A 26,609-nucleotide genomic window follows, 5' to 3' on the forward strand; every position below is an offset into this window, starting at 1 on the left:
AATCGTTGGGTAAACAGAATCACTTACCCAAACCTTTTTTTAAGCCAAAATGTTAATCATCTTGGTGCTTGAAATGGTGCTCTATGACCGCTTTGGCAGGCCGGTGACGAACCTCAGGATTTCAATCACACGGGACTGCAACTACAGATGTTTCTTCTGCCATCGAGAGGGCCAGCACTTCAACGTAAGGTTAGAACTCACTCCAGCAGAAATCGAAAGGCTCGTTAAAGTGGCCTCAAACCTAGGGATAAAGAAGGTCAAGCTAACCGGCGGCGAGCCGACTGTGAGGGACGATATTATCGAGATAGTTAGAAGGATAAAACCCTACCTAAGGGACCTCTCGATGACGACCAACGGAAGTCGTTTAAAAGAGCTAGCAAAACCCCTGGCAAAAGCAGGCCTTGACAGGGTGAACGTCTCGCTCCACAGCCTTAAGCCCGATGTTTATAAGAAAATAACCGGCGTTGACATGCTCGATGTCGTTCTTGATGGCATTGAGGAGGCCGTCAGATACCTCAGCCCGGTCAAGCTCAACATGACAGTGATGAAAGGCCTCAACGACAGCGAGATATGGGATATGATAGGCTTTGCGGCCAAGACCGGCACGATACTCCAGCTGATAGAGCTCGAGGCACCGAGAGAGATGACACAAACGAGCTTTTTCAGGAAATATTTTTACCCGCTCAAGCCCGTTGAGCAGAAGCTCGAAGAGATGGCTGTAGAGACTCGTGAGAGAAGAATGCACAGGCGCAAGAAGTACTTTGTTCCGACAGAGTATGGAATAGCCGAGGTCGAAGTCGTCAGAGCTATGCACAACACGATTTTCTGCGCCAACTGCACTCGCCTTAGGGTCACCTCAGACGGCAAGTTCAAAACCTGTCTGCTGAGAAAGAGAGACCTCATAGACTTTGCAACTGCTCTAAGGAACAATGCCAGCGATGCAGAACTTGTTGAGCTCTTCCGGAAGGCAGTCCTAATGAGAGAGCCCTACTGGAAATAGTTTAATACTACTTTGCCCTAAACTACAAGGGTGACTGGATGGGAGTTGACCTCATAACCTTCGAGGGAATTTTGCTATTCATCATTACCACCTACTGGCTCGTCAGGGTTAGACGTTACTATTATCTCGCAAACAGCCACTCCAAAAAGGCTATTATTGGACTCGCAGTCACGCTAACTCTCCTCGGACTCCTCGGCGGGACAGTTATTATCCTCACGGCCTTTGGGAGAAACGTACTATGCCCCATACTCGAGCTTATAACAATCGGAATGTTCTTGCTCCTATCACTTCTGTCACTCAGGTGTCTAGAGCGGGAGATTTGTGAAATATATGCCAGGAAAGAAGAAGGGGAGAGCGGGATAAAAAAGTCTGATGTCTTTCTCGTCGAGAGCACTGAAGAGGCCAAGCTTTTGCTGAAGGCGCTCCACAGAGAGAAAGTGCCGATCCTCGTCATTAGCAGGCGAACATGGGAAGAGTGGGTGCGCGAATTTGGAATAGAGCCGGAGAGATTCCTGTGGCTCAGTGGGGTGTCCCACAGGCATGCCGTCAGCCCCAGCAGTCTGCATATCCTCCGGGAAGAGGCCGTCAAATTCATGAGGAACCACGAGAAAAGTGCAATTTACATCGAGGGAATAGAGTACTTGATGTTCTACTCGGAGTTCAGCGCCATAGCAAAGTTCCTCTTCACTCTCAAGGATTATGCAGTTGTCAGCGGTGCATACATGATAGTCCTCGCCATACCGCAGATTCTAGATGAGAAGCAGTTCAACATCCTGGCCAGGGAATTCAAGAGACCCAACATAAAAGAGATCGAGGAACTGCTTTCCAGCAAGGCATTCTTTGGAACTCTACTGCGCGAGGATTTAGACAAACTGGCAAAGAGAACAAACGTTAAAAGCCGGGAGCAAGAGGGAGAAAACAATGCCAGCAATAAGAGTGCCGAAGGAGAAAGCGGAGCCAGTAAAGAGGAAACTGAAAAAGCTTAACCTATATGATGGAAAGAGGAGGCCAGAGAGGGAAGAAAACCATGTTCTCCTGCCCGTCCTGGACGATCCCATAGTCAAGGAACTCGGCTACGAAGTCCTTGAGGTTGAGCTCCCCCTCAGACCGGAGAGGCAGATTTACAAAAACCTAGAAAGTGTTCTGGCAGAGCGCCTTAGCGAAGAGGAGCTCTCCTATCTGAGGCGCTACGACGTCGTGGGGGACATCGCAATAATCCAGATCCCGCCCGAGCTGGAGCACAGGATCAAGGATATCATCTGGGGCCTGAGGAAGGTTCACCCGTTTCTGAAGGTCATTGCAAAGAAGGGCTTCCATGAGGGGGCATTTAGAATTCGTGATTATTCCATAATCTGGGGCGAGAAGAGGCTGACGACAGTTCACAAGGAGAACGGCGTTAGGATAAAGGTGGACTTAAGCAAAGCCTTCTTCAACCCGAGGATGAAGGGCGAGAGGTATAGATTAGCTCAGCTCGTAAACGATGGTGAGATGGTTCTGATTCCCTTCGCCGGTGTTCTACCGTACGCCCTCGTCATAGCGCGCTATAAACGGGTCAAGATTACCGCCGTCGAGCTGAACGGAGATGCTTACAGGCTCGGCCTTGAGAACATCGAGCTGAACAGGAAAAACCTGAAGGGCGAGATAGAGTTCCTCCACGGCGATGCCTTCAAGGTTCTCCCAGAGCTGCCAGTGTTCGACCGCGTGATAAGCCCCACACCAAGAGGGGTGGATGCCCTGGCCCTAGCCCTGAGCAGGGCCGAGAAATGGCTCCACTACTATGACTTCGTCCACGAGGACAAGATCGAGTCCTTCAGACGGAGAATCCTTGAAGAATGCAGGAGGCAGGGAAAAGATTGCGAGGTTAAAGTAAAAAAGGTGAGCGACTTCAAGCCGCACGTGTTCAAAGTGTGTGCGGACGTGAAAATTTTGAAATAAAGCCTCACTTCTTCAGAAAGTCAAAGAGCGTAGCCTGCTTGCCCTTCTTCTTGGGCTTGTCGATCTTCTCGGCCTTCTTCTCCTTCTCGACGGCTTCCATCTCTTCCTCTGCCTTTTCGAGCTCCTCTTCTCTTATCCCCTCTTCTTCGAGCTCTTCTGCTTCCTCGACTTTTTCTTCGGATTCTTTCACCTCAGCTGTCTCGACTGCTGCCTTAACGTGCTCCTTGAGCTCGCTCCGCTCCTCCTTAAGGCGCTTGTGAATGTTGAGGCTCTTGCCCCATATCGTCTTCGCCTTCTCCTTGTCGCCAACTATGAACTCGACCTCCTTCTCACTCAGGTCGAGGAAGACGACGAAGTGCGCCGCCATGTCGGGATTGTGCTCGAATATAGCCTTGAGGATGTTGAGGGTTTCAAGGGCCTCGAGCTTCGCCATGTGCATCTCGCTCATTATCTTCTTGACCACCGAATCCCTGAGCGAGCGCTCCTCCTTGCTCTCGGTGAGGAGCTTTATCGTCTTCGGCGGGTAAATCCTCACGAAGCCCTTCTTCTTGACGCCAGCCACTGCAACGCCGGCGGTCATCATGTCCGTGGCGTACTTCCAGAGTCCGTAGTTACCCGTCCTCTGGGCCCTGCCAAGGTATATATCAGCTCTGCTAAGCGCTTCGTAGGCCCTCGCTATGTCCTCCGGCTTGTAATAGACGTAAGGCAGGTTCTCGTCTATCCACTGGAGGAGCTCATTGGGGAACATGTCAACGCCGAGAACGGCCAACTTTGCGCGTTTGGCGTTGTCCGTTGCGAACAGCTGAGCCAATGCCTGGAAGACGCTCTTCTCCACGTCACGGTACGCGAGAACCTCTCTGGCGTCCTCGATTCCACCCGAGACAACAGTCTGAAGGTCGTTTATTGCCGCCCTCAAGTCGCCATTGGCGCGCTTGGCTATCTCTTGGAGGATTTCCTTCGGAACGGTTACACCCTCTGCCTTTAGAATCCTTATGAGGGCCTTCATTATGTCCCTCTGGCTCAGACGCTTGTATTCAACTATCTGGGTCTTGTTTCTTATCTCCCTCGGAACCTCCCAGTAGTGGTTGGCTGACATGATTATCGGGTTCCTGGCTTTGTCGATGAGCTTCGCTATCTCTCTTGCTCCGCTTGGTTCTATGTTGTCTGACTCGTCGAGGAATATCAGCTTCCTCCTCTTTCCAAGAATGTCCATCGTGTATGCTGCTTGGACGTAGCGCTCTATCTTCTCGTAGGTCCTCTCGTCGCTCGCGTTGAGCTCGATGACCTCGAAGCCGTACTCTCTGGCCAGGGCGTAGATGGTGGTGGTCTTGCCCGTCCCCGGAGGTCCAGCGAGGAGGAGAGCCTTCTTCTTCGGCGGATTACCGTGCAGCCATGTCTCTATCCATGCCCTTACCTGCTCCAAAGCCTTGTCCTGATTCACTATCTCGCTCAGCCTTCTCGGGCGGTACTTCTCAACCCAGGGAACATCGAAGGAGGGCATGGCCATCACTTACCCATCAGGGTGAACTGAGCGAGCAGAGCCTCGAGCTGAATCATCTCGTTCGCTCCCTCAACGAGCCTGAAGTTGTACTCGCCTATCTTGTCCGCCAAAGCGACCTTTCTGTCCTCTGGAATTGTGAGGTTGAACACTTCCTTGTGCATCTGGATGAGAACGTCCTCGCCGCTGAGCCCCTGCTTGAGGAGAATCTCCCTCAGCTTCTCTCTGGCCTTGAGGAAGTTGCCCTCGAGGGCAAGGTTCATCATCTCACGTACATCTTCCGGACGAGCCCTGCTCGCAACGAGGAAGACGTTCTCATCGGTTATCTTTCTGTCGAGCGCAGCAGCTGCCTGAAGGACATTTATTGCCCTCCTGAGGTCGCCTTCAGCGACATAAAGGAGCGCCTGAAGGCCGTCCTCAGTGAGCTCAAGCCCCTCGTTCTCGGCTATGTACTTGATGCGCTTTGCTATGTCATTATCGTTGAGCGGTCTGAAGCGGAAGATGGCACACCTCGACTGTATTGGCTCGATTATCTTGCTGCTGTAATTACAGCTGAGTATGAACCTCACGTTGGTCGAGAACATCTCCATTGTTCTCCTAAGCGCCTGCTGGGCATCCTGGGTTAAAGCGTCCGCCTCGTCGAGGAAGATTATCTTAAAGCTTGCACCACCTATCGGCTTAGTTCTCGCGAACTCCTTCACCTTCTCGCGGATGACGTTTATACCGCGCTCATCGCTCGCGTTGAGCTCGAGGAAGTTGTGTCTCCAGTGCTCGCCGAAGAGTTCCCTCGCCAAGGCTAAAGCAGCCGTGGTCTTTCCGACACCAGGCGGTCCTGCGAAGAGGAGGTGGGGCATCGAACCAGTTTTAACGTAGTGTTTGAGGCGCTTGACTATATGCTCCTGACCGACTATATTTTCCAGCCTCTGCGGCCTGTACTTCTCAACCCACGGCTTTTCAAGGATTTTAACCTCCTGGACTTCCTCTGGCATAGCTATCACCTTTCCTAAAAGGCTTATGCGCCTCCGGGGTATTAAGCCTTTTGCCCTTCCGAACCCCCACTTCCAGGCTCTGATGAACCTAAAGGAGAAGTGCAAAACTTTTATACCTCGGTGTCCAAAAACTTTCGGTGGTTCTCATGGCGAAGCTCGACTGGATTAGGGAAGAGCTCCAGGAGCTTAAGGAAAAGGGCCTCTACGTGACTATTAGAAAGCTCGAGAGCGCCCAGGGGCCCTGGGTTGTAGTTGACGGAAAGCGCGTTCTCAACATGTGTTCGAACAACTATCTCGGACTCGCTGCACATCCCAAGATTAAGGAAGCTGCCATCAGGGCTATTCTCGACTACGGTGTTGGTGCCGGCGCCGTCAGAACCATAGCCGGTACCATGGAGCTCCACGTTGAGCTGGAGGAGAAGCTGGCCAAGTTCAAGAAGAGAGAAGCCGCAATTCTCTTCCAGAGCGGCTACAACGCCAACCTGGGAGCTATAAGTGCGCTCCTCAAGAAGGGCGAGGATGGAGTATTCATTAGCGAGGAGCTCAACCACGCGAGCATAATCGACGGAATGCGCCTTAGCGGCGCCCCAAAGGTCATTTACAAGCATCTCGATATGGAGGATCTCAAGAAGAGGCTGGAGGAGAACAAGGACAAGAAGAAGAAAATCATCGTCAGCGACGGTGTCTTCTCGATGGACGGCGACCTCGCCCCGCTCCCCGAGATGGCGGAGCTCGCCGAGCAGTACGATGCTATACTCTACATCGACGACGCCCATGGTGAGGGTGTCCTCGGAGACAGCGGAAGGGGTATAGTAGACCACTTCAAGCTCCACGACAGGGTTGACTTCGAGATGGGTACGCTGAGCAAGGCCTTCGGCGTCATAGGCGGCTACGTCGCCGGTCCTGAGGAGGCCATCGAGTACCTCCGCCAGAGGGCCAGGCCGTTCCTCTTCTCGAGTGCCCCGAACCCACCTGACGTTGCCGCGGCAATAGCGGCCGTTGAGATACTCCAGAAGAGCGACGAACTTGTCAGGCAGCTCTGGGACAACACTCACTTCCTCCAGAACGGATTGAGAGACCTCGGCTACGACCTCGGCAACACCAAGCACCCGATTACCCCAGTCATGCTCTACGACGAGAAGCTCGCCCAGGAGTTCAGCAGGAGGCTCTACGAGGAGTACAACATCTTCGCGCAGGCAATCGTCTATCCGACTGTCCCACTCGGAACTGCCAGAATAAGACTCGAGCCGTCAGCGGCCCACAGCAAGGAGGATCTCCAGTACGTCATCGACGCCTTCGAGGACCTCGGAAAGAAGACTGGGTTCCTGAAGTGAATCTGGCCTCTGTTCTTTTCTTCTCCATTACTCAGCCGCCAAATAAATAAACGGTCTGCCAGTTTTTCTGAATTTTGATAGTAAATTTTATAAGCCAATATAAAGCAATTAGTATGGTAACTCACTATGGTAAGCAAGAAACCTTTGTTAATAGTTTTGGTGTTGATCCTCCTCGGAGGAACCGCAGCAGGGGCCTTGAACTACACTGCAGGCAACGAAGACTCCGTAACCAGAATCCTTGGTTACGACGTATACAAAATAGAAGGCTCTGGTGATTACATCATCTACTATCCTCTCCCCAATGGGAGCATTAAAGTTCTCAAGAAAGGGGAAGCAGGGGGGTTCTTCCCAACCTTTGTGAAGGTGCCAAGGCAGGAATGGATTAGGGAGCTCTCGACGGGCGAAGAAGCCCTCTACGCCCCACCAACTCCCCTAATACTCTACGTCACCAAAGACGGAAAACTGGGGATCAAAAGTCTAACTTCCAGTAGGGTCGAACTCGACGGGGAGAAGACATTGAACCTGAAGGGAGGGGTTGGAGTCCAAGTCATCGGCTCGTGTCCAAGGGGCTGGATAGACTTCGGAGGCAGATACTGCCTTAACCCCCAATGGGACCTGTACTTTGAAAGCAGGGCAAAATCAAAAACCTTCAACGAATGGGTCTCAGTGATGGGACTAAAAATAGAAAACAAAGTCGCAGAAGAGATAGATTTCGACTGGGATCTCGTGCTCAGCAGGAGTACCTACAGCTACTGGACGATTGGAATTGACGTTGGGCCCTTAACGGTGCTTAGCGTATCCAAGGGACACCGCTTCGAAGGCTGGGCACTGGATATAAGCTATCAATCATTAGGGCCCTTAACAGTTAATTCAAACACTTGGGAGAGGTATCTTAACATCAAGGTGGAGTACATTGTGGCCCACGCTAAGGTTCCCGCGTACGACAAGCTCACGAGGAGGTATGTGGACATAGAGATAGCACAAACATACCCAATCAAAATCCACAGCACCGGAAAGTACACGATATGGGAGTCTCCTACAAGGGGCATCTACTTCACAGAGTCGCAAGGGAACAACCCTCCAAGGATCACCACAACCCCCAACATCTGAAGCATCTCAAAAGAAGCGGAGTGGAAAAGGAAGTGGATAAGTGCTGGGAGTTGGAAAAGTGCCGTCTATGTTAGACAATCTCAAAGTGAGGTCTTCTCATCGAGCTCCAGCCTGAGCATCCCAATAGGCTATGCCGCCGGAAAGTACCTTGCGGGCATAAATCCCACCCTTGGAAGACTGGCCAGCGCGCTCAGCCTGACGTTTGGGTTCCACAAGTACATGAACGCAGCTTCAATGGCAGAATACAGCGTCGACGTCAAGCCCAAAAAGAGTTGCTACGCAATGTACAGCGTTCTGGGGGTGAAGGTGAGGACTAGTGGGCCGAAGGTCAGCGTGCCGCTTGTGTTTGGCGTTATAACCGACGGCAGGTCCCCGTCCCCACCCTGCGATCCAAGAACAGGCATGTGCGTGAATTCTGACAACGATATCATAGGCTAAAGATCTCTTTCCTTTTTTCAGAACTTAACCCACTCAATCTTATAGTACACGACGTCATTGTCCTCATCAACGACCGCCATCACCATATTTTTCCTGACGCCGTGGGCAACTCTCACGCGAGCCGTTATATCGTTAGGGCTGAAGCGGAGGTTCTCCGGAACGACCCATATCAGCCACTGGGAGTGCTCGTCCATTCCGCGCCTGTAAACCCTGAAGTGGGAGCCGAACTTAAGGGCCGACTTGACGATATAGCCCCTGTCGCGCAGGTCTTTGTAAACGAGGTATTTGATGTCGAACTGGTCGTCTTTTTTCCGGCCGAGTTCAAAGAGCTCCTCAAAGGAGAGCTCCTTACCACCGTCAAGAACCTTTATCTTGCCCCTCTCCATCAGATAGGCCGCCTCGATGAGCGAAAGAAAGAGCTTTCCGTTGACGACCTCGCCGAAATAGCGCTTGTTGTAGAGCTGATTTATTGCCTTCTCCCTCTCGCTGAAGGCCCTGTCACCGCTGAGTTTGAACTCTATCGGCTCCTTCAATTCCTTCCACCCCACTCGTCGGCCGGCATAAGCATGTAGTAGGCATCCTCGCCGTCGGCGTAGTAGCCTATTATCCTTTTAATCTTTCTAAAGCCGAAGCGCTCGTAGAGCTTTATGGCATTTTCGTTGCTGACACGAACCTCAAGCCCTATGTAGCGCGCGCCCTTCTTTATCAGTCTTTCTATCGCCTCACTCAATAAAGCAGAGCCTATGCCGTTGCCTCTGTAAGCCGGATCGACGGCGATGCTCATTATGTGGCCCTCCAGGTCGGGCCTCAGGTAGGCCATGATGTAGCCGATAACCCTGCCGTTGTACTCCGCGACAAGAAATGTATCCGGGTTGTTTTCGAGAAAAATGAGAAAGACGCCCCTGGGGTACTGCTCACGAAACGAGGCACGCTCTATCCTAACTATATCTGGAATGTCAAAGAGCTTGGCGGGCCTTATAACCACCATCGAGAGGGGAATCCTTCCCCCCAGTTCCCGGACGGAGACACTCATATTATAACCTACGTGCCAAGGCTTTTAATGTTTAGCCTCAAAAAAGAAAATTAAAGAGAGCCCATTCTTCAGAATACTCTGTGGCCTCAATGCATATCCCAGTATTTGGATCGCATATCGGAATCCAATATGATTCTGGCACGTATATGTCCGCATACATAGAACCAAGGTAGTATCCCTGGCCGTTATAGTCAAACCTCACCGGACTGCGATAGAAAGTAGCCTGGAATGTCTTGTCTTTGTCAGTAGGCAGGACTGTTATACCAACAAGGGCATATTCCTGACGGTCTTCAGTTAGCCCAATTCCAACTGAAAGCAGCAGAGGGTAGAGAACAACGCCCTCTGGCAGTGAAAGAGCCGGTAAAACTGCCGCCGAAGCGCTAAGCAGCGGAATAGTCGAGACATCGTGTGCAACAACAATGTTGTTCACATCGAGGTAGTTTGTATTTACAGTACCTCCAGGTTCCCAGTATTTCTGTGTATAGTACATGATTCTTGATAATGTGCCACCATACGGAGAAGGATATCCATACTCCTTCAAGGAAACAGCCTGGAGTTGATTATAATTTACGACTGGCTGGGCCATGAGAATATATGCAGTTGGATCGAGTTCTACATCTACCGCACCAACCAAGTGCAAACGATATTTCGTTATGGCAGCATCACCTTTAATACCGACCCCAACTATGGTGGGATTACTAATTTCATCATTATGTATCCATTCTGAATACGAAAGCCAAATATTGTCCCCCCCTAGTGTGTAAACCGTTCCTACAACACTGCCCTCGTAACTTGAACCGGTTCCCGTTTTGTCAACCGCAGCGACGGCAGAGAAGGTTATTTCAATGCCATAGCTTGTGGAAGATTCAAACTGCTCTCTGAGAACAATGTCATCCATATCATTAACGTCCCCATGGACATACGCCACTGCCAAAGGAATCTCAGTGTCTCTTTCAATATCAATAACCTCCTCAAGCTCCCATACATAGCAATATGGATAATACGGATCAGAATAACACTCCTCTAAAAACCAATCCGGAGGAAAGCTCTCCACACTAACATCTTGACTTGTTGAATCGGAGCTAACATTTAGTTCAAGTTTTTGAAGTTGTTCCCTAGAAAGCAACTTTTGGAATCTCTTGGTTACTTGGATTTCTACGGTGTTATCTTCACGGAATTTTCCGATATCAAGTGGAACCCCACCGATGAAGTAGTAGAGCCCATCGTCTTCATAGCTCGTGCCAAGAAGAATTATTCCCGGTCTTACCCAAGAAGGATTCGTGCCAGAGGCCCTCAACTGCAGTTCCCAGTTTTCTGCATACTCCTTAAGTCTATTATAGTCAAGTTTAATTTCATTTCTCCCGGAATAAACTCCCAAACTCAATGGAGTCCCATCTGGAAGCATTGCAATAACTGTCACTGTTTTAAGACCCTTGCCCTGCAGTATTACCCTAACCACCGGCTCTTTTAGCGGAGGACTCTTGTAGTAAACAACTTTGACTCCGGCATAGTCGCTCGCCTCAACCGGCGTGCTGAAAACTGTCCACAGGAAGGGCCCTATTATCAAGAGGCCGAGAATTAACACAACAGCTTTTCTGCGTTCTATTGTCATAACCTAGGAAAGTAAACAACTTGTAGTATAAAAACTTTTCGATTTGATAATTATAACCTAACACACCAAAGCTTTTAAGGCTTGAGGGAACTCTAAGCGGGGTGGCCACCCCGGCGTGATGAGCACTCTCGAACCTGACCCAGGGATGATGACCGGATTCCTGGCTGATTGCCGCCGTTTTCTTCACTCCCACTATCCCGTTGAGTAAAACTTATAGCCCGGAAAAACCAACCTACTCGACAGGTGGTGTTATGCGAATTAAAGAGGAAGCCGTTGGAATAGTAACCGGTGAAGCCACCGTCAGCTCATTTCAGTTCTACGCTCAGCCCGATGTAGACCTGAAGTTCGGCGACTTCGTCGTCGCCAAGCTCTGCAAGGAGGCGAAAGAGAGAGACTGCCGCTGGAGTGACGACGTCGAGTGGGTAATAGGCACGATTAGAGGCCTCAAAAACATAAACTGGCTCCTTAGCGAGGGGAAGAGCACTTTCCACTCCCTCCAGCTCGACATAAAGGAGTACGGTGAGAGCATAGGCGAGAACGAGGCTTTGATAGTGAACGTCCGCGTGCTCGGTAAGGTCCTCCTTAACGGCGAGAAGGCTGAGATAGTGCCCAACCGAGTGCCGGTTCCAAACGGCAACACCGTCTATAAGGCCAGCTCGGAGCTGCTCAAGGCGATTTATTACGGTGGAGAGGGATTCATTGAGGTGGGAACACTCCTACTGAGAGAGGACGTGCCGATTTACCTCGACGCCGATGAGCTGGTTTCAAGGCACTTTGCGGTTCTGGCCGTTACGGGAGCGGGCAAGTCCAACACTGTTGCTGTTCTGATAGGAGGTATAGTCAACGATCTGAGGGGAACGGTGATAGTCCTCGACCCTCACGGCGACTACGTCAAGCTAAAGCTTCCGGGAACCGGGAAGGACTACGTCAAGCTCATCGAGGCAAAGATAATGCCGGAAGAAATGGACAGCGAAGAGTTGGCCGACCTCATAGAGGTCGCCAGCAACGCTACGATACAGAGGGAGTTCCTGGCCAAGGCATGGGAGACGGTTAAGTACGAAAACCCAGATTTAGGTGGAAGGGAGCTCATGGAAGCTCTGATGAACACGCTCAACGACTGGATAGCCAACAGAACTGCCTACTTCTGGGATGAGGGCAAAGGGGCCTATATCACGGAAGAGTTAAAGAGCGAGAGGATCGAAACGCTTCGCGGAGTGGTCTACAGGATTAGGCGTTTCCTGAGGAACTACGGCTCTCTCCTCACGAGCGAAGATTTAATAGCCCAGATAGAGCCCGGCAAGGCCAACGTGATCGACCTCGGTCCTCTTGACGAGGGTCAGATGAAGGTCGTTGTGGGCAAGCTTCTTGGAAAGGTCTTCGAGGCTCGCGTTGACTACGAACAGGCGAGAAAGAACCTCTTCAGGCTGAGGGAGGAGCTGAAAGAGAGACCGAACTCGAAGACAGCCGAAGAGATAGAGAAGTTCGAGAAGGTAATGCGCGAAATCGAGAGGAGGAGCCCAGCTTTAGCGGAGCCCGTGCTGATAATAGTCGAGGAGGCCCATATCTTTGCACCTCATGGGGAGCACAACGACGCCGTCAGGATTCTGAGCAGGATAGCGCGCGAGGGAAGGAAGTTCGGCGTTGGTCTTGGCATAGTCTCCCAGAGGCCCAACAAGCTCAACGAAGACGTATTGAGCCAGACCAACACAAAAATCATCCTCAGGATAGTCAATCCCAAGGACCAGGACTACGTTCTCAAGGCGAGCGAACAGCTGAGCTCCGATCTGCTCGGAGATATCGCAGCACTCGGCAAGGGTGAGGCGGTCATAGTCGGCCAGGCTATAAGCCTGCCCGCACTTGTCAAGATACACAACTTCAAGGCATTGGGAGGAGACTACGGCGGCGAGGACATAGGTGTAGTCGCCCGCTGGCGCGAAAGGACGCTTCGGGAGAAGGAGGAGCTGGAGAAACAGGCCTTCTACGAGGAGGAGGGCATAGAGATAGACCTCTGAGGTGTTAGAATGAGGTTCGCACACCTGGCAGACATCCATCTGGGCTTCGAACAGTACAGGTTGCCGTACAGGGCTGAAGAGTTCGCCCAGGCCTTCAGAGAGACAATAGAGAAAGTCGTCGAGGAAAAAGTCGATTTCATACTCATCGCCGGCGACCTCTTCCACCAGAGCAGGCCAAGCCCCGAGACCATAAAGGAAGCCATTGAAATCTTAAGCATTCCAAAAGAGAATGGCATTCCCGTCTTCGCCATAGAGGGCAACCACGACAGAACTCAGAGGAGGATTTCAGCCTATCACCTCCTCGAAAGCCTCGACCTCCTTTACCTCGTCGGCCTGAGGGAGGAGAAGGTCGAGAACGAGTACCTGACGAGCGAGAAGATAGGCGGGAAGTACCTCGTCAAGGGTGTCTTTGAGAGAGGAGGAAAAAGTGTCGAGATTCACGGACTCAAGTACATGAGCGCCGCCTGGTTAGAGCGCAATAGGTTGAGTGATATCTTCAAGCCAGAGAGCGATGCAATCCTCATGCTCCATCAGGGCATCAAGGAGCTCATAGAGAGAATGATGGGTGTCATTCCCGAGAGCCAGCGCGACTACTTCGAGCTGAAGATGGAGGACTTACCGAAGGGCTACGTCTACTATGCCCTCGGCCACATCCACAGGAGGTTCGAGACCAACTACGACATCGGGAAGGTCGTCTATCCCGGCTCCCTCCAGCGCTGGGACTTTGGCGACTACGAGCTCAGATACCGCTGGGACGGTAGAGCCTTCAAGCCGAAGGCCGGAATCGAAAAGGGCTTTTACATCGTGGAGGACTTCGAACCGCGTTTCGTTGAGCTTAAAGTTCGGCCATTCGTGGACATCAGAATAGAGGCAGATGAAGAAACCGCTAAGAGAGAGATTAAACGCTTGAGCACAAAAATCCCGAGCGAGGCCTTTGTGAGGCTCGACCTCAAGTGGGAGAGGCCCTTCGATGTCTCGACATTTCGTGATCTCCTGGACGTTAAGTATCTCTACATCAGGACGCGCTTCGAGAGGAAGCTGAAGACGGCTAAAGGTGGTGAACTGCCCAGGCCAAGCGAGTACTTCCTCCCGGTCGAGCTGAAAGCCATAGAGCTGACGGGCGAGAAAAAGTTTGAGGCTGTTGATGCCGTCGTTGAGCTCTTCCTCGGTGAGGGCTGGGATGAGAAACCCAAAAACAAACCGAGAGAAAAGCCCGAAGAGAAGCTGAAAGACGAAGAAAAACCGACAGAGAAAGATGAAATTTCAGAGAAAAGAGAAGCCAAAAAGCTCGAAAAAGTGGAGAAGAAAGAGGAGACCAAAGCAAAAGTCAAGCCTAAGAAGGGTTCTGACCTCTTAGCCTGGCTCGGTGGTGAGAGATGAAGATAGAAAAGCTCATAATCAAGGACTTCCGCTCCCACAAGCTCACGAAGGTAACCTTCACGAGTGGGATAAACCTCATAATTGGCCAGAACGGGAGCGGAAAGAGCTCCCTGTTGGACGCACTCCTGATAGGCCTCTACTGGCCGAGCAAGCCGAAAGACTTGAAGAAGGATGACTTCCTGAGGATAGGCGGCACCACGACTGAAATCACAGTCTTCTTCGAGAAGGACGGCGTCAAGTACCAGATACACCGCAACATAACGCGCGGACTTTCTTTCGTCAAGTACCACGACGGAAGCAGCTGGAGGGGATTGGAGAGCGGCCAGAAGCAGGTAAGGGACTGGATGGAGAAGCTCGTCCCCTACGACGTCTTCCTCAACGCGATTTACATAAGACAGGGTGAGATAGACGCCATCCTTGAGAGCGACGAGAGCAGGGAGAAAGTTGTCAGGCAGGTTCTCGGCCTCGACAGGTACGAGAACGCCTACAAGAACCTGCTCGAGGTAAGAAAGGAGATAGACGCAAGGATAAGGGCGATAGAGGACTACCTCAAGAGCACGGAGAACATAGACGAACTGATTGGAAACATGGAGAAGGAGCTGGCCGAGACCCTCAAGGTCATAAATGAGCTCTCGCCCGAGATTCCAAAGCTGATAAAGGAGCTGGAAGGCGTTGAAAAGAGGCTCAGGGATCTCGACGCCCTCGCCGAAGAAATCAACGCTCTCCAACTCGAGACCAGGAAGAGGGAAGGGAATGTAAAGGCCCTCGAAGCAAAGCTCCAGGAGCTGGAGAAGAGAATCGAAGAGAGCCGGAGCCGCCTTAGGGAGCTGGAAGAGAAGGTTAGGGAGTCCAACAAGCTTAAGGGAAGCGCCGAGCTCTATCTCAAGCTGGTGGAGTTCAGGAAGCAGTATGTTGATGAAAAGGCAAATGGAGAGAAGCTCGCCGAGAACTACAGGGTGCAGATTTCAGGCATAGAGGAGCGCCTGGCCGAACTCAGCGGTATGAAGAATCACCTCGGAGAGCTGGAGAAGAAGAGGGAAGAGCTCAAGAAAAAGCTCGCTGAACTCGAGGAGAGCGTTAAGGCCTACGAAGAGGCCAAAACCCTGAAGGCCAACCTAGATCGGCTGAGAATGAGGCTCAAGCTCGAGCCAGAAGAGATTGAGAGACTAGCCGCAGAGATTGAGGCTGCCAAAAAGAGGAAGGAAGAAATCCAGAGGGAGCTCGAGGAGATAAACGAGAAGAGGGGAGAGCTGAAGAACAGGGTCAGCGAGAGGAACAAGGCCATCATAGAGCTCAAAAAGGCCAAAGGCAAGTGCCCGGTCTGCAACAGGGAGCTGACGGAGGAGCACAGGAAGGGGCTGATGGAGAGGTACCTAGCCGAGGTTAAGGATGTCTCCAAGGAGATTAAGGAGCTCGACTCGCAGGAGAGAAAGCTCAGACGGGAGCTCGTGAAAGTCGAGGGGGTTCTCAAGGGGGAGCGCGAGCTGATAACCCAGCGGGAGCTCCTCGAGCAGATAAAGGAGCTCGAGGAGAAGCTCAAGTCCTATGACCTCAAGAAGCTCGAGAAAAAGGCAGAAGACTACGAGAACCTGAAGGGGGAGCTTGGAAAGATCGAAGGCGAGCTCAGAAGCCTGAAGGACGAGCTTGAAAAAGCCAAAGCCCTCGAGAAAAAGAAGGCAGTTCTCGAGAAGAAGCTGAAGAGCATCGAAGAAAAGCTCGCCGAACTCGAGAATGAACTCGGAGAACTCGGCTTCTCTGACATCAAGGAACTCGACGAGAAGCTCTCGGAGCTTGAGCCGATATACAGGAGGTACCTGGAGCTTAAAGGGGCGGAAAGTGAGCTTGAAAGAGAAAAGAAGCGCCTCAAACGGACGGAGGAAGAGATGGAAGAGACAAGAGAGAAGCTTCAGGGAGAGTTCTCTTCCCTCGAGGAGCTGAGGAAGAGGCTTAATGAGAAGGAGAAGCTCTACAGCCCGGAGGAGCACGCCGGGACCAGAGAGAGGTTCACCTCATTGAGAGAGGAGCTTGCAGGAAAGAGGGCTCAGCTCGAAGCCCTGGAGAAGAAGCGGAAGGAAACCCTGGAGAACCTCAAAAAGCTCAAGGAGGAAAAAGAGGAGAGGAAAGAAAAAATCAAAGGGCTTGAAAACCTAAAGAAGGCCCGGGAGAGAGTGCAGAACCTCAGGGAGAAAGTGAGGCGCTACAAGGCCATGCTGAAGGAGGGGGCCTTGGCCAAGGTCGGTGAGCTGGCAAGCGAGATATTCGAGGAGCTGACGGAGGAGAAGTACTCCGGAGTTACCGTCAAGGCCGAGGAAAACAAGGTGAAGCTGGGCGTCATCTACAATGGAAAGGAATACGGCCTCGGCTTCCTCAGCGGCGGCGAGAGGATTGCCCTCGGCCTGGCGTTCAGACTTGCACTCTCACTCTACCTAGCCGGAGAAATAAGCCTGCTTATACTCGACGAGCCAACGCCCTACCTCGACGACGAGAGAAGGAGAAGGCTCGTTGACATAATGCAGCGCTACCTCAGAAAGATTCCGCAGGTCATCGTGGTTTCCCACGACGAAGAGCTGAAGGACGCGGCCGACAGGGTGATACGGGTAAGCCTCGAGAACGGCGTTTCGAGCGTGAGGGAGGTGGAGCTAAGTGTATAGGCTCATAGACAGGGCGAGCGTCGACAGGATAAAGGCGATGCTCCAGAGGAGCTACGCGGAGGCACAGAACCAGCTGAAGGATATAGAGTGGCGTGAGCTTCCAGAGGAGCGGGTCAATAGCAGGGTTTATGCCGTCGACGGAAGCCAGGGCAAGCAGAGGCTCAGCGGGACGATATTCTACGCCGTTTCTTCTTATGCATTCGGAAACGGTCCGGCATACAGACTCGTCTATACCAACGCGATGCTATACAACCAGGGCATATCGGACCAGATTATCCGCCTCCAGATGGAAACCCTTGAGAACAAGCTCGGCTACCTCGCGGCGAAGATTGGAAACGTTGACTACGTCATGATGGACGGTACGCTTACCGGCTCGCTCACGAGGCCTCCGGTTTATCCGGAGAGTGTGAAGGGGATAACTACGATAAGGGGCGCTCTCGAGGAGGAAGGCCTCAAAGACCTCGTGAAGAAGTTCATAGGGATGCTCGACGAGCACTATTCGGAGCTTAAAGAGGGGCTGGAGGAAGGCGGGAAAATCAACGGGAGAGTGATTCTCGCCGATGAGAGGCTTGATGACTTTGAGGAGTTCTACAAGGCGATGGAGGGATTTCCGGTTAGAGACCTAGCGGCAACCCTGCCTAACAGAGGGGTCAGGATATCCGGAAAGACCCTCGACGCATACCTCAAAGGCGAGAAGAGCGCCGAAGAAATATTCCGGGAGATTCTGAATGAGTACGGAGAGGAGAAAAAGCTGTCCCTTGACGACGCCAGAAATGCCGTCCATGTCGTCCTTGGATACCTTGAGTACCTCTACTCCCTCGAGAAGCTGCTCAAGAAGAATCTCGTCTACATCGCCAAGAGCTTCTACAACAGGAAGATAACTCAAAAGCTTGGCATAGACATCGTGGACGTCCCCTATCTCGACGCCTACCTCAGGAGCCGCTTTGGAGAGGAGCGGGCAGGATACTACGTCATAACGCAGGGAGGAAAGGCGATAAGCCACAGGATGCCAAAGGTTCTGAGGAAGCACTTCCCCACCGTCGAGCACTACATCGAGAAGGGTGTGGCAATGGCCTACATCAGAACCATGAAGGGCGGCGTTATATACCTGCTCCAGAGCAACAGGGAAATTAACGATGAGCTTTTGAGCGAAATCCTCTGGCACGAGAGCAACGGCTACTTCAGACCCCTTCAGAGGGCGCATGAAGGAGTAAAGATAGAGAAGAAGGCCTTCGAGGCCGAGCTCGCGGCCCTGCTCAACATAATAAAGAGGGAATCGCCCGAGCTGAGAGTCTTCCTGAAGTACGGAAGGAGCCCGCTGGAGTGATACCAAAATCTTTAAACGGGTGGACAAATAATCCACGGCCATGAAGAAGTGGCTCCCCGCGCTGATAACCCTCTCCATTATCGCCTGCTTCCTGGGCGTTTACATCGGCTCGGTAAACGTGAGTCCTTCCGACGTCACTGGGAGCATATATTACGGGATAAAATCTGTCCTCGCACGATTATTCCCTTCGATTGAGACGGGGGAGGAGCCAAAGTACTTCATCATCATCTGGAAGCTCCGCCTGCCCAGGGTTCTGCTAGCTTACCTCGTCGGGATGAGCCTGGCCTCGGCTGGAGTCGCTTCTCAGGCACTTTTCAAGAACCCGCTAGCTGACCCGTACATAATAGGCGTAAGTGCTGGTGCCGGAATAGGGGCCGCGCTTGCCGCCATATACGCACCTGCGCATATGGGAGCTTTTGCACTGGTTTTTGCTATCATCTCTGTCTTCGTCGTTTATTCTGTTTCCAAAGTTGACGGTCACATCCCGGTCGATACGCTTCTCCTGGCTGGCATAGCTTACGGCTTCTTAGCGAGTGCGATAACATGGTACCTCGTCATAAGTCAGGGGGAAAAGGCCCACGTGACGTGGATGTGGCTCATGGGGACCTTCAATGGCTCTGACTGGGACGACGTGGGAGAGATGTTCATCATCGCCTTGTTTGGGGTTGGATTTCTCCTCTCGAGGTGGCGCGAGCTGAATCTAATACTCTTCGGCGAGGAAAGCATAGCGCTCGGTCTGGACGTGCACCTTTACAGAAAGCTGTTCATTGGAGTTATAGCACTTCTAACTGCCTTTGCCGTCTCCACTGCAGGAATAATCGGCTTCGTCGGCCTCGTCAGTCCCCACATAGTACGTCTCATTCTCGGCCCCAACCACAGGGAACTCACTCCGGCGTCGGCGCTCTTCGGTGGGGTCCTCCTGGTGATGGCTGACCTTCTCGCGAGAACCGTGGCGAAGCCAACCGAGCTTCCGGTGGGAATAATCACCGCCCTGATGGGGGCACCATTCTTCCTCTACCTCCTGATGAAGCACAAGAGGGGGGAGCTGTACTCATGATGGATGTGAGCGTTTCCTTCTCCTACGGCGAGAGGCAGATACTGAAGAGCGTCGAGTTTAGTGCAGATAAGGGCGAGCTGCTCGCGATAATCGGTCCCAACGGGGCGGGAAAATCAACGCTCCTGAAGTCCCTGGTGGGAATACTCAAGCCCATCGGCCACGTAAAGCTCAACGGGATTGACGTCCTCTCCCTCAAGCCCAAGGAAAGAGCGAAGCTGATAACCTACGTGCCGCAGAGCTCCTATCCGGAGTTTGCCTTCACGATAGAGGAGTTCGTCGAACTCGGAACCTACGCAACCAGGGGCGACGTCAAGGGAGCTTTGAAGAAGGTGGGCCTGTGGGGACGCAGAAAGGAGCAGATAACTAACCTAAGCGGTGGTGAGTACCAGCTCGCCTTGATAGCGAGGGCCCTAGCTCAGGGCAGCGACGTCATCCTCCTCGACGAACCGACTTCCCACCTCGATATCAATCATGCACTCCAGGTAATGGAACTGCTCCGCGAGCTTAGCAATGAGAAAATTGTGATAGCGGTTCTCCACGACCTGAATTTAGCGCTCCGCTACGCGGACAGACTGATTCTCCTCCACAGAGGAGAGAAGCGCTGGGAGGGAAGGCCCGAAGAGCTGAGCCCGAGAGTTCTGGGGGAAGTTTACGGCGTGAAAGCCAAAATAGTCGAGGTAAGCGGCCACAGGATAGTTCTTCCTGAGCTCGCAAAAGTTTAAAACGTCCGGTGAGAATATGGAGCAGAGGTGAGAGAATGGAAACGAAGAAGACCGGCACCACCACTGTGGGAATAAAGGCCAAGGACGGTATCGTCCTCGCGGCCGATACTCAGGCCTCGCTCGGCCACATGGTCGAAACGCTCAACATCAGGAAGATAATCCCGATCACCGACAGGATAGCCATAACAACCGCCGGGAGCGTCGGCGACGTTCAGGCCTTGGCGAGAATGCTCGAGGCAGAGGCACGCTATTACCAGTTCACGTGGGGCAAACCAATGAGCACGAAGGCAATGGCCAACCTGCTTAGCAACATCCTCAACGGGAACAAGTGGTTCCCATACCTGGTTCAGATAATCCTCGGCGGCTACGTTGAGGAACCAACTTTAGCCAACCTCGACCCACTTGGCGGATTGATATTCGACGACTATACGGCAACGGGTTCAGGAAGCCCCTTCGCGATAGCCGTCCTCGAAGACGGCTACAAAAAGGACATGAGCATCGAAGAAGCCAAGGAGCTTGCCGTTAGAGCGGTAAGAACCGCCGGAAAGAGGGACGTTTACACGGGAAGCAGGAAAATCCAGGTCGTTGCCATAACAAAGGAAGGCATAACGGAGGAGTTCGTCGAGTTCAATGATTGAACCAAAGCTCTTTTTAATTCCCTTTTTCGAGCTGGTCATATGAAAGATGGGACTCAACAGCTTGTATCAATAACACTCATCCTACTCCTCATTCTTGCACTCTACGGGGCCGAAAGGGTGACTGTTACTCCCAACATCGTTCTTGAGCAGGTAAATGAAATCCTCGACCAGGTTCAGGAGATAAGGAACCTCACCTTCAAGGAGATGCCCCAGATAATAGTGATCACCGAAAGCGAGGCCCTCGCTATGTGGAAACCCTCAAAAGCCGACGTGGAGAGGATGAAAATCGAGGAGCTCACCTACAAGATGACATTGATGCTCCCTCCAGATTACCAGTACATCAAGGAAGAGACCGAAAGGAGAGCCAACTGGATAGCGGCAACGATGGGAGACAGGATATATATCATTCAGGAGAACTTCATGGCCAGTCTCGACGTCGCAAAGAGAACGATAGCCCACGAGTCGGTTCATGTCCTCCAGAAGCAGTGGTTCGACGCCAAATACAGTGCCGACACTTTTGATGCAACTCTAGCTGTACGGGCGCTCGTTGAGGGCGACGCTGATCTTGTGGCGGATCTCTACTGCGAGAGGAACGGGATTCCAATCCACAAGATACGCTCCCTGAGCGAGAATCCGCTCACGGACATCAACATATTCTCCTACTTCTTTGGTGACAGGTTTGTGAGGTACCTCTACGAGAAAGGTAACTGGGAGCTTGTGAATGAAGCCTACAGCCGCTATCCTATCTCAACCCAGCAGGTTATGCACCCTGAGCTTTACCTTGAGAACATTGCGCCGGTAAACGTCACCCTGAGCATTCCGGAGAGCTCTCGGGTTCTGAAGGACGACAGGATGGGCGAGTTCTACGTTTACATCCTCCTGAGAGACCACGGCTACGACAACAAGACTGCGTGGAGTATTTCCTCGGCCTGGCGTGGCGACAGACTGCTTTTGACTCAAAACGCAAGCGGCTATCTTCTCCAGTGGAAGGTAGTCTTCTCCAACGAAGAGAGCGCGAAAGCCTTTGGAGAGGCCCTCGAGAAGCTGGCCAAAGGCAACGCCTACGCGAACTACACGATAAGGATTGAGGGGGATTCCGTTCTCCTCATCGCCGAGAGGAGGGAGTAGTGTGAAGATGAAGTGCCCAATGTGTGGGAAGGAGTACACCGAACCCGTTCAGAGGTGTGAGTGCGGCGAGCCCGTTGAGTTCGAGCTCTTCCATGGCGAGCCGTACATAGCAAAGAGTGTCTGGGAGCGCTTTTACGACTTCTGGCCGGTCGAGCCAAACCTCGAGCTGAGCCTCGGTGAGGGGGACACTCCACTGATTAGGTCAAGGCTCGGCAAAGAGCTCGGCGTAAAGCTCTACCTCAAGAACGAGACAGCCAATCCAACGTGGAGCTTCAAGGATAGGGGGACGTTTTTGGCGATGAGCTACGCAGTTAAGGTCGGCTACAAAGCCGTTGGGACTGTATCGACCGGCAACATGGCGGCGAGCGTTGCAGCCTACGCCGCAAGAGCGGGCCTGAAAGCCAGGATACTCGTCTCAGGGAGCGCGAGCGATGAGAAGCTCAAGGCCGTATCCGTCTACGGAGCCGACGTGATAAGAGTAATGGGCGACTACGGAAGGCTCTACTTCGAGAGTCTGGAACTCGGAGAAGAGCTCGGCATCTATTTCATGAACTCGGACAACCCCTTCAGAGTGGAGGGGTATAAGAGCATCGCCTTCGAAATCGCCGAGGAGCTAACGCCCGACTACGTTCTGATTCCGACCTCATCTGGCGGACTTTTCAGAGGAATAGCAAAGGGCTTTCTCGAGCTCTTCGCGAGCGGACTGATTGACAAGATCCCAACGCTCATAGCGGTTCAGGCAGAGGGCTGCTCGCCTATATGCAGGGCTTTCTCTGAAGGGAAAGAGAGGATAGAGCGCTTTGAGACTCCACGGACGATAGCCCATGCCATAGAGAATCCTTATCCCCCAAGCGGGAACGTCGTCCTTAAGCTCCTCCGTGAGCTGGGCGGAAAGTGCGTGACTGTTAGCGACGAAGAGATTTTAGAGGCACAAAAGAGACTCGCCGAAGAAGGCTTCTTCGTCCAGCCCTCAAGCGCGACAGGAATAGCCGCCCTCAAAAAGCTCAACATCCCCGAGGAAGCGAAAGTTGTCTCAATCCTCACCGGTTCCGGCCTGAAAACCATTTCCCAGATAGAAGGGAGAAGCGTTAGGGAGTGCGAGCTTGAAAAGCTTGAGGGATGTCTCAAAAGCGATTCATAAAGAATTTCCTGCCCCTCTCCCTGTTCAGCTCGTTCTCACTCTCCATTTTCCTAGGATTCTCAGCGAAGAGGAACAGGTAGAGCTTCGCCATGCCGGCCATCAGAAAGGCATACACTCCCACGAGTAGAGGGGCTATTCCACCGGTGAAATAGCCCCAAAACGCGAAGAGACCAGCTATTATCCCAAACGCCGATAGAATCATGACACGAAGGAGAATCTCGTAGCCGTAGCGCTCCATGAAGAGCGCGAAATCCATCGGCAACACCACTTTTACTTTCAAGTAAAAGTTTAAAAAGCTTTTGAACAAGGACACTAGGGCACATCAATATGCAGCAAGGCCTATAAATCGACCAGGATACTTCGAAACCGGTGGTGGCAATGCTCAGCGGAGTCGCCATGATGCCCCACGGCAACGACGTTCTTGACCCGAAGGATAAAAAGACGAAAAAGCTCGCCGAGACGCTGAAGGAAATCGGAAGGACATTCTCTGGAGCGGAAGCTTACGTTCTGGTCAGCCCGCACAACGTCAGAATGAGCGACCATCTCGGCATTATAATGACCGAACACCTCGTTTCGTGGCTCGGTTTTGCGGGCGTTGAGCTTCCAGGAGAATACGACACTGACCGCGAGTTGGCGGGAAGGATCTACGAGAAGGCTAAAGCCAAAGGCATTCCGGTGGTTGACATCAACTTCGCTGCCCTGAGCGGCGAGTATTCCCGCTTCCCGCTGACGTGGGGAGAACTAATACCACTCCACTTTCTCGAAAAGAGGCCGCTTGTCCTCGTAACGCCGGCGAGGAAAGTGCCGAGGGAAACCCTAGTCCGCTTCGGCGAGGTTCTTGCCGAGGTTCTCGAAGACTACGAGAAGAAGGTCGCCCTTATAATCAGCGCCGACCATGGGCACGCTCACGATCCAAACGGCCCCTATGGATACGCCCCCGAATCGAAGGAGTATGACGAACTCATTATGGGGCTCATTCGCGAGGACAGACTGGAAGAGCTTCTGAACATCGACGATGAGCTCATAAGAAAGGCCCTGCCCGACAGCTACTGGCAGCTGTTGATAATGCTCGGCTCGCTGAGAAAGGTTCCAATGGAGCTCAAAATCACCGCCTACGCCTGCCCGAGCTACTTCGGTATGGGGGCGGCGCTCTACGTGAGACCCTGAGTTTGTGCATCTCAAATACACAGCCCTTTATATACGCTTGGAAGTAGCAGTACACAGACTCAGAGCACGTCAAAGCTTATCTCCAAAAGCTCCTTGCTCTTCCTAAAGCGAACCTTCCTTATCTTTATCCTCCCTATTTCGCCCGTCGTTGCCGTGTGTTCCTCCTTGCAAGCATTTACGTTCCAGTCCTCGATGACGGCAACCTTGAGCGTTTTGACCTCCGGCAGTATCGGAAAGAGGTCGTACATATCCTCACCAAATCTTTTTTCGGCCTCATTCCTCGGAAGCTCATAGATGTGAATTGGAACGTTTTCTTTTACCTTCTCATTGGCGAGGCGCTCAATCTCTGCTACTTCCTCAGGAGTTAGTTTCCTGTCGAACTTGACGGTTAACCTTCCATGGTCCCCACCAACATAAACGCTCGTCGTCCACTTAGCACCCTCGCCAAGAACTTTAACGACCGCACCCTTGACCACGTGGAGGGCAGTGTGAGCTCTAACCTCAACTGGCTCCATAAGGCACCCTAATAGGTTGGAATATATGTTTATTAAAGCTACGGGTAAACTGAAACAGGGATTATTCAGTCTGATTTGAATGTTTTTCAGTTCATAAATGCCCCCATCGAATAATTCCCGCAAGGAACTTGCATTATTCAACAAAAACCGTTATAACTGTCAAGAACGATACATCAGTGCCAACCTAAAAACTTTTGAGGTGGTTAACATGGCTGAAAAGAAGAGAAAAAGGGTACTCATTCTCGGTGCCGCCGGAAGGGACTTCCACAACTTCAACGTCTTCTTCAGGGACAACCCCGAGTACGAAGTCGTTGCTTTCACCGCAACCCAGATTCCCGACATAGAGGGTAGACTCTACCCACCCGAGCTTGCCGGCGAGCTCTACCCGAACGGAATACCGATATGGAGCGAGGACGACCTTGAGAAGATAATCAAGGAGCACAACATTGATATCGTTGTCTTCGCCTACTCAGACGTCTCCCACGAGCACGTCATGCATCTAGCCTCTCGCGCTCACTCCGCTGGCGCCGACTTCTGGCTCCTCGGTCCAAAGAGCACCATGCTCAAGTCCAGCAAGCCGGTCATAGCGGTTACCGCCGTCAGAACCGGCTGTGGAAAGAGCCAGACCAGCAGAAAGGTTGCCCAAATACTTCAGGAGATGGGATACAAGGTCGTCGCTATAAGACACCCGATGCCCTACGGCGACCTTAGGAAGCAGGTCGTCCAGCGCTTCGCCAGCTACGAGGACCTCGACAAGCACGAGTGCACCATCGAGGAGAGGGAAGAGTACGAGCCATACATCGACAGGGGCATGGTTGTCTACGCAGGTGTTGATTACGAGAAGATACTCCGCGAGGCCGAGAAGGAGGCTGACATAATCCTCTGGGACGGCGGAAACAACGACTTCCCGTTCTACGAGCCTGACCTCTGGATAGTCGTCACCGACCCGCACAGGCCAGGCCACGAGCTCAAGTACCACCCAGGTGAGACCAACTTCAGGGCCGCTGACGTCATAATCATCAACAAGATAGACACCGCCAACAGGGACGACATCCAGAAGGTCAGAGAGAGCATCGAGAAGGTCAACCCGAACGCCATCGTCATCGATGGAGCTTCACCCCTCTACGTGGACAAGCCGGAGCTCATCAAGGGCAAGCGCGTTCTCGTCGTTGAGGACGGTCCGACCCTCACCCACGGCGGCATGAAGTACGGTGCCGGTTACATCGCCGCCAAGAAGTACGGCGCGGCCGAGATAGTCGACCCGAGGCCCTACGCCGTCGGTTCAATCGTTGACACCTACAAGAAGTACAGCCACCTTGACGTTATCCTGCCGGCCATGGGCTACGGTGCCAAGCAGATCAAGGAGCTCGAGGAGACCATCAACAGGGCCGACGCTGACGTCGTCATCATGGGTACCCCCATCGACCTCCGCCGCGTCATGAAGCTCAACAAGCCGGCCGTCAGGGTCAGGTACGAGCTTGAGGAGATCGGCGAGCCGAAGCTCAAGGATGTTCTCAAGGAGTTCGTCGAGAAGTGCGAGAAGCTCAAGAAGTGAGCTTCTTAATCTCCCGTTTTCTTTTCCATACTATTAGCCAAAAGTAATCTTTTTATAAAAAGAGACCCACTCAATCTTTGGTGAATGCCATGATAGGATCAGGAATATTTTTTGCACTATGGGGATTTGGATGGATTTTGGGCATTTTAGGCCTTGTCGCGATTGTGTGGGTGATCTACGACGTGCTGGTTAACCAGAAACGTATGCCCGACGTTGAGAAGGTGGTATGGATCATTGTAGCGCTCTTTCTCGGAATAATAGGCGCGATAATCTACTACGTTATCGTTAAGTCCAGCCACAAGTACGAGGAGCCGAGGGAGGAAAGTCCCTAATCCAACGATGACATTCCGGTTTACTGACCGGAAGC

General features: G+C 52.4%; 25 protein-coding genes. 18 read left to right on the forward strand and 7 right to left on the reverse strand.

Translation table 11 applies throughout. The features are described 5' to 3' along the window. Window positions 1-76 precede the first annotated feature (76 nt). Genes moaA through E3E33_RS04950 form a run of 3 tightly spaced genes read left to right on the forward strand, consistent with a single transcriptional unit; the run spans window position 77 to window position 2,935 of the window. Complete coding sequence (gene moaA / locus E3E33_RS04940; protein WP_342764290.1) at window positions 77-1,000, forward strand: GTP 3',8-cyclase MoaA; 924 nt, start codon at window positions 77-79, stop codon at window positions 998-1,000. 38 nt (window positions 1,001-1,038) lie between these two features. After that, window positions 1,039-1,986, forward strand: a complete 948-nt coding sequence (locus tag E3E33_RS04945; RefSeq protein ID WP_012572373.1) for a DUF835 domain-containing protein — start codon at window positions 1,039-1,041, stop codon at window positions 1,984-1,986. After that, window positions 1,922-2,935 (forward strand): class I SAM-dependent methyltransferase family protein, encoded by a 1,014-nt coding sequence (locus E3E33_RS04950; RefSeq protein WP_167710860.1) that lies wholly within the window; start codon window positions 1,922-1,924, stop codon window positions 2,933-2,935. Before E3E33_RS04945 ends, E3E33_RS04950 begins: the two co-directional genes overlap by 65 nt. Window positions 2,936-2,939: 4 nt before the next feature. Here E3E33_RS04950 and E3E33_RS04955 read toward each other — a convergent pair whose 3' ends face one another. Both E3E33_RS04955 and E3E33_RS04960 read right to left on the reverse strand, forming a co-directional pair. After that, window positions 2,940-4,442, reverse strand: coding sequence for a replication factor C large subunit (locus E3E33_RS04955; RefSeq protein ID WP_370519864.1), 1,503 nt, complete (start codon window positions 4,440-4,442; stop codon window positions 2,940-2,942). Then, the gene (locus E3E33_RS04960) at window positions 4,442-5,422 is read right to left on the reverse strand and encodes a replication factor C small subunit (protein ID WP_167710954.1); all 981 of its coding nucleotides are present in this window, start codon (window positions 5,420-5,422) and stop codon (window positions 4,442-4,444) included. The genes E3E33_RS04955 and E3E33_RS04960 overlap by 1 nt, the downstream gene beginning before the upstream one ends. A 146-nt stretch (window positions 5,423-5,568) precedes the next feature. Here E3E33_RS04960 and E3E33_RS04965 point away from each other — a divergent pair, with 146 nt between their 5' ends. The 3 genes from E3E33_RS04965 (at window position 5,569) to E3E33_RS10960 (ending at window position 8,304) form a co-directional block, all read left to right on the forward strand. Continuing rightward, entirely contained in the window at window positions 5,569-6,756 is a 1,188-nt protein-coding gene (locus tag E3E33_RS04965; protein WP_012572377.1) for a glycine C-acetyltransferase, read from the forward strand. A gap of 159 nt (window positions 6,757-6,915) precedes the next feature. Then, window positions 6,916-7,866: a hypothetical protein gene (locus E3E33_RS04970; protein WP_240912025.1), complete on the forward strand. Its 951-nt coding sequence runs from the start codon at window positions 6,916-6,918 to the stop codon at window positions 7,864-7,866. 219 nt (window positions 7,867-8,085) lie between these two features. Further along, window positions 8,086-8,304 (forward strand): hypothetical protein, encoded by a 219-nt coding sequence (locus E3E33_RS10960; RefSeq protein ID WP_240912026.1) that lies wholly within the window; start codon window positions 8,086-8,088, stop codon window positions 8,302-8,304. 17 nt (window positions 8,305-8,321) lie between these two features. On the opposite strand, the gene endA is transcribed toward E3E33_RS10960, so the two are convergent. From endA to E3E33_RS04985, 3 genes are read right to left on the reverse strand one after another with little or no spacing between them, the layout of a single operon-like run. Beyond that, on the reverse strand, window positions 8,322-8,837 hold the full coding sequence (gene endA / locus E3E33_RS04975) for a tRNA-intron lyase (RefSeq protein WP_167710861.1): 516 nt from the start codon (window positions 8,835-8,837) through the stop codon (window positions 8,322-8,324). Then, window positions 8,834-9,337, reverse strand: coding sequence for a ribosomal protein S18-alanine N-acetyltransferase (gene rimI, locus E3E33_RS04980; protein ID WP_167710862.1), 504 nt, complete (start codon window positions 9,335-9,337; stop codon window positions 8,834-8,836). The genes endA and rimI overlap by 4 nt, the downstream gene beginning before the upstream one ends. Window positions 9,338-9,374: 37 nt before the next feature. Further along, window positions 9,375-10,949 (reverse strand): protein cytosolic protein, encoded by a 1,575-nt coding sequence (locus E3E33_RS04985; RefSeq protein ID WP_206203340.1) that lies wholly within the window; start codon window positions 10,947-10,949, stop codon window positions 9,375-9,377. A 251-nt stretch (window positions 10,950-11,200) separates the two neighbouring features. Between E3E33_RS04985 and herA the strand changes: the two genes are divergently transcribed. Genes herA through thrC form a run of 9 tightly spaced genes read left to right on the forward strand, consistent with a single transcriptional unit; the run spans window position 11,201 to window position 23,005 of the window. Then, on the forward strand, window positions 11,201-12,961 hold the full coding sequence (herA, locus tag E3E33_RS04990) for a DNA double-strand break repair helicase HerA (RefSeq protein WP_167710863.1): 1,761 nt from the start codon (window positions 11,201-11,203) through the stop codon (window positions 12,959-12,961). A 9-nt stretch (window positions 12,962-12,970) separates the two neighbouring features. Next, complete coding sequence (gene mre11, locus E3E33_RS04995) at window positions 12,971-14,341, forward strand: DNA double-strand break repair protein Mre11 (protein ID WP_167710864.1); 1,371 nt, start codon at window positions 12,971-12,973, stop codon at window positions 14,339-14,341. Then, window positions 14,338-16,992 carry a DNA double-strand break repair ATPase Rad50 gene (rad50, locus tag E3E33_RS05000; protein WP_167710865.1) on the forward strand — a complete coding sequence of 885 codons (2,655 nt, stop codon included), beginning with the start codon at window positions 14,338-14,340 and terminating at the stop codon, window positions 16,990-16,992. The genes mre11 and rad50 overlap by 4 nt, the downstream gene beginning before the upstream one ends. Continuing rightward, entirely contained in the window at window positions 16,985-18,319 is a 1,335-nt protein-coding gene (gene nurA / locus E3E33_RS05005; protein ID WP_167710866.1) for a DNA double-strand break repair nuclease NurA, read from the forward strand. The genes rad50 and nurA overlap by 8 nt, the downstream gene beginning before the upstream one ends. A 40-nt stretch (window positions 18,320-18,359) precedes the next feature. Next, window positions 18,360-19,376: an iron ABC transporter permease gene (locus E3E33_RS05010; protein WP_167710867.1), complete on the forward strand. Its 1,017-nt coding sequence runs from the start codon at window positions 18,360-18,362 to the stop codon at window positions 19,374-19,376. Beyond that, window positions 19,376-20,098 carry an ABC transporter ATP-binding protein gene (locus tag E3E33_RS05015; RefSeq protein WP_167710956.1) on the forward strand — a complete coding sequence of 241 codons (723 nt, stop codon included), beginning with the start codon at window positions 19,376-19,378 and terminating at the stop codon, window positions 20,096-20,098. Before E3E33_RS05010 ends, E3E33_RS05015 begins: the two co-directional genes overlap by 1 nt. Window positions 20,099-20,133: 35 nt before the next feature. After that, window positions 20,134-20,736 (forward strand): archaeal proteasome endopeptidase complex subunit beta, encoded by a 603-nt coding sequence (gene psmB, locus E3E33_RS05020; protein ID WP_167710868.1) that lies wholly within the window; start codon window positions 20,134-20,136, stop codon window positions 20,734-20,736. A 39-nt stretch (window positions 20,737-20,775) separates the two neighbouring features. Beyond that, window positions 20,776-21,864, forward strand: a complete 1,089-nt coding sequence (locus E3E33_RS05025; protein ID WP_167710869.1) for a hypothetical protein — start codon at window positions 20,776-20,778, stop codon at window positions 21,862-21,864. A 7-nt stretch (window positions 21,865-21,871) separates the two neighbouring features. Then, window positions 21,872-23,005, forward strand: coding sequence for a threonine synthase (gene thrC / locus E3E33_RS05030; protein ID WP_167710870.1), 1,134 nt, complete (start codon window positions 21,872-21,874; stop codon window positions 23,003-23,005). Here the strand turns inward: thrC and E3E33_RS05035 are convergent. Next, the gene (locus E3E33_RS05035) at window positions 22,989-23,270 is read right to left on the reverse strand and encodes a hypothetical protein (RefSeq protein ID WP_148202374.1); all 282 of its coding nucleotides are present in this window, start codon (window positions 23,268-23,270) and stop codon (window positions 22,989-22,991) included. The two genes, thrC and E3E33_RS05035, sit on opposite strands and share 17 nt — an antisense overlap. A gap of 113 nt (window positions 23,271-23,383) precedes the next feature. Here E3E33_RS05035 and E3E33_RS05040 point away from each other — a divergent pair, with 113 nt between their 5' ends. Then, window positions 23,384-24,172, forward strand: coding sequence for an extradiol dioxygenase (locus E3E33_RS05040; RefSeq protein ID WP_012572392.1), 789 nt, complete (start codon window positions 23,384-23,386; stop codon window positions 24,170-24,172). Between the two features lie 59 nt (window positions 24,173-24,231). Here E3E33_RS05040 and E3E33_RS05045 read toward each other — a convergent pair whose 3' ends face one another. Beyond that, window positions 24,232-24,687 carry an alanyl-tRNA editing protein gene (locus tag E3E33_RS05045; RefSeq protein ID WP_167710871.1) on the reverse strand — a complete coding sequence of 152 codons (456 nt, stop codon included), beginning with the start codon at window positions 24,685-24,687 and terminating at the stop codon, window positions 24,232-24,234. Between the two features lie 208 nt (window positions 24,688-24,895). Here E3E33_RS05045 and E3E33_RS05050 point away from each other — a divergent pair, with 208 nt between their 5' ends. Then, the gene (locus tag E3E33_RS05050) at window positions 24,896-26,242 is read left to right on the forward strand and encodes a cyclic 2,3-diphosphoglycerate synthase (RefSeq protein WP_012572394.1); all 1,347 of its coding nucleotides are present in this window, start codon (window positions 24,896-24,898) and stop codon (window positions 26,240-26,242) included. 89 nt (window positions 26,243-26,331) lie between these two features. After that, window positions 26,332-26,574: a PLDc N-terminal domain-containing protein gene (locus tag E3E33_RS05055; RefSeq protein WP_012572395.1), complete on the forward strand. Its 243-nt coding sequence runs from the start codon at window positions 26,332-26,334 to the stop codon at window positions 26,572-26,574. Window positions 26,575-26,609 lie beyond the last annotated feature (35 nt).

Source organism: Thermococcus sp. GR5 (assembly GCF_012027535.1).
GTDB classification, from domain to species: domain Archaea; phylum Methanobacteriota_B; class Thermococci; order Thermococcales; family Thermococcaceae; genus Thermococcus; species Thermococcus onnurineus.

Coding starts and splice junctions, on each gene's coding strand:
- E3E33_RS04950 (WP_167710860.1), top strand. CDS start 1,922: ATGCCAGCAATAAGAGTGCCGAAGGAGAAAGCGGAGCCAGTAAAGAGG.
- rimI (WP_167710862.1), bottom strand. CDS start 9,337: ATGAGTGTCTCCGTCCGGGAACTGGGGGGAAGGATTCCCCTCTCGATG.
- herA (WP_167710863.1), top strand. CDS start 11,201: ATGCGAATTAAAGAGGAAGCCGTTGGAATAGTAACCGGTGAAGCCACC.
- E3E33_RS04945 (WP_012572373.1), top strand. CDS start 1,039: ATGGGAGTTGACCTCATAACCTTCGAGGGAATTTTGCTATTCATCATT.
- E3E33_RS04965 (WP_012572377.1), top strand. CDS start 5,569: ATGGCGAAGCTCGACTGGATTAGGGAAGAGCTCCAGGAGCTTAAGGAA.
- E3E33_RS04960 (WP_167710954.1), bottom strand. CDS start 5,422: ATGCCAGAGGAAGTCCAGGAGGTTAAAATCCTTGAAAAGCCGTGGGTT.
- thrC (WP_167710870.1), top strand. CDS start 21,872: ATGAAGTGCCCAATGTGTGGGAAGGAGTACACCGAACCCGTTCAGAGG.
- psmB (WP_167710868.1), top strand. CDS start 20,134: ATGGAAACGAAGAAGACCGGCACCACCACTGTGGGAATAAAGGCCAAG.
- E3E33_RS05050 (WP_012572394.1), top strand. CDS start 24,896: ATGGCTGAAAAGAAGAGAAAAAGGGTACTCATTCTCGGTGCCGCCGGA.
- mre11 (WP_167710864.1), top strand. CDS start 12,971: ATGAGGTTCGCACACCTGGCAGACATCCATCTGGGCTTCGAACAGTAC.
- E3E33_RS04955 (WP_370519864.1), bottom strand. CDS start 4,442: ATGGCCATGCCCTCCTTCGATGTTCCCTGGGTTGAGAAGTACCGCCCG.
- E3E33_RS05010 (WP_167710867.1), top strand. CDS start 18,360: ATGAAGAAGTGGCTCCCCGCGCTGATAACCCTCTCCATTATCGCCTGC.
- E3E33_RS10960 (WP_240912026.1), top strand. CDS start 8,086: ATGAACGCAGCTTCAATGGCAGAATACAGCGTCGACGTCAAGCCCAAA.
- E3E33_RS05015 (WP_167710956.1), top strand. CDS start 19,376: ATGGATGTGAGCGTTTCCTTCTCCTACGGCGAGAGGCAGATACTGAAG.
- rad50 (WP_167710865.1), top strand. CDS start 14,338: ATGAAGATAGAAAAGCTCATAATCAAGGACTTCCGCTCCCACAAGCTC.
- E3E33_RS05025 (WP_167710869.1), top strand. CDS start 20,776: ATGAAAGATGGGACTCAACAGCTTGTATCAATAACACTCATCCTACTC.
- E3E33_RS04985 (WP_206203340.1), bottom strand. CDS start 10,949: ATGACAATAGAACGCAGAAAAGCTGTTGTGTTAATTCTCGGCCTCTTG.
- E3E33_RS05045 (WP_167710871.1), bottom strand. CDS start 24,687: ATGGAGCCAGTTGAGGTTAGAGCTCACACTGCCCTCCACGTGGTCAAG.
- E3E33_RS05055 (WP_012572395.1), top strand. CDS start 26,332: ATGATAGGATCAGGAATATTTTTTGCACTATGGGGATTTGGATGGATT.
- E3E33_RS05040 (WP_012572392.1), top strand. CDS start 23,384: ATGCTCAGCGGAGTCGCCATGATGCCCCACGGCAACGACGTTCTTGAC.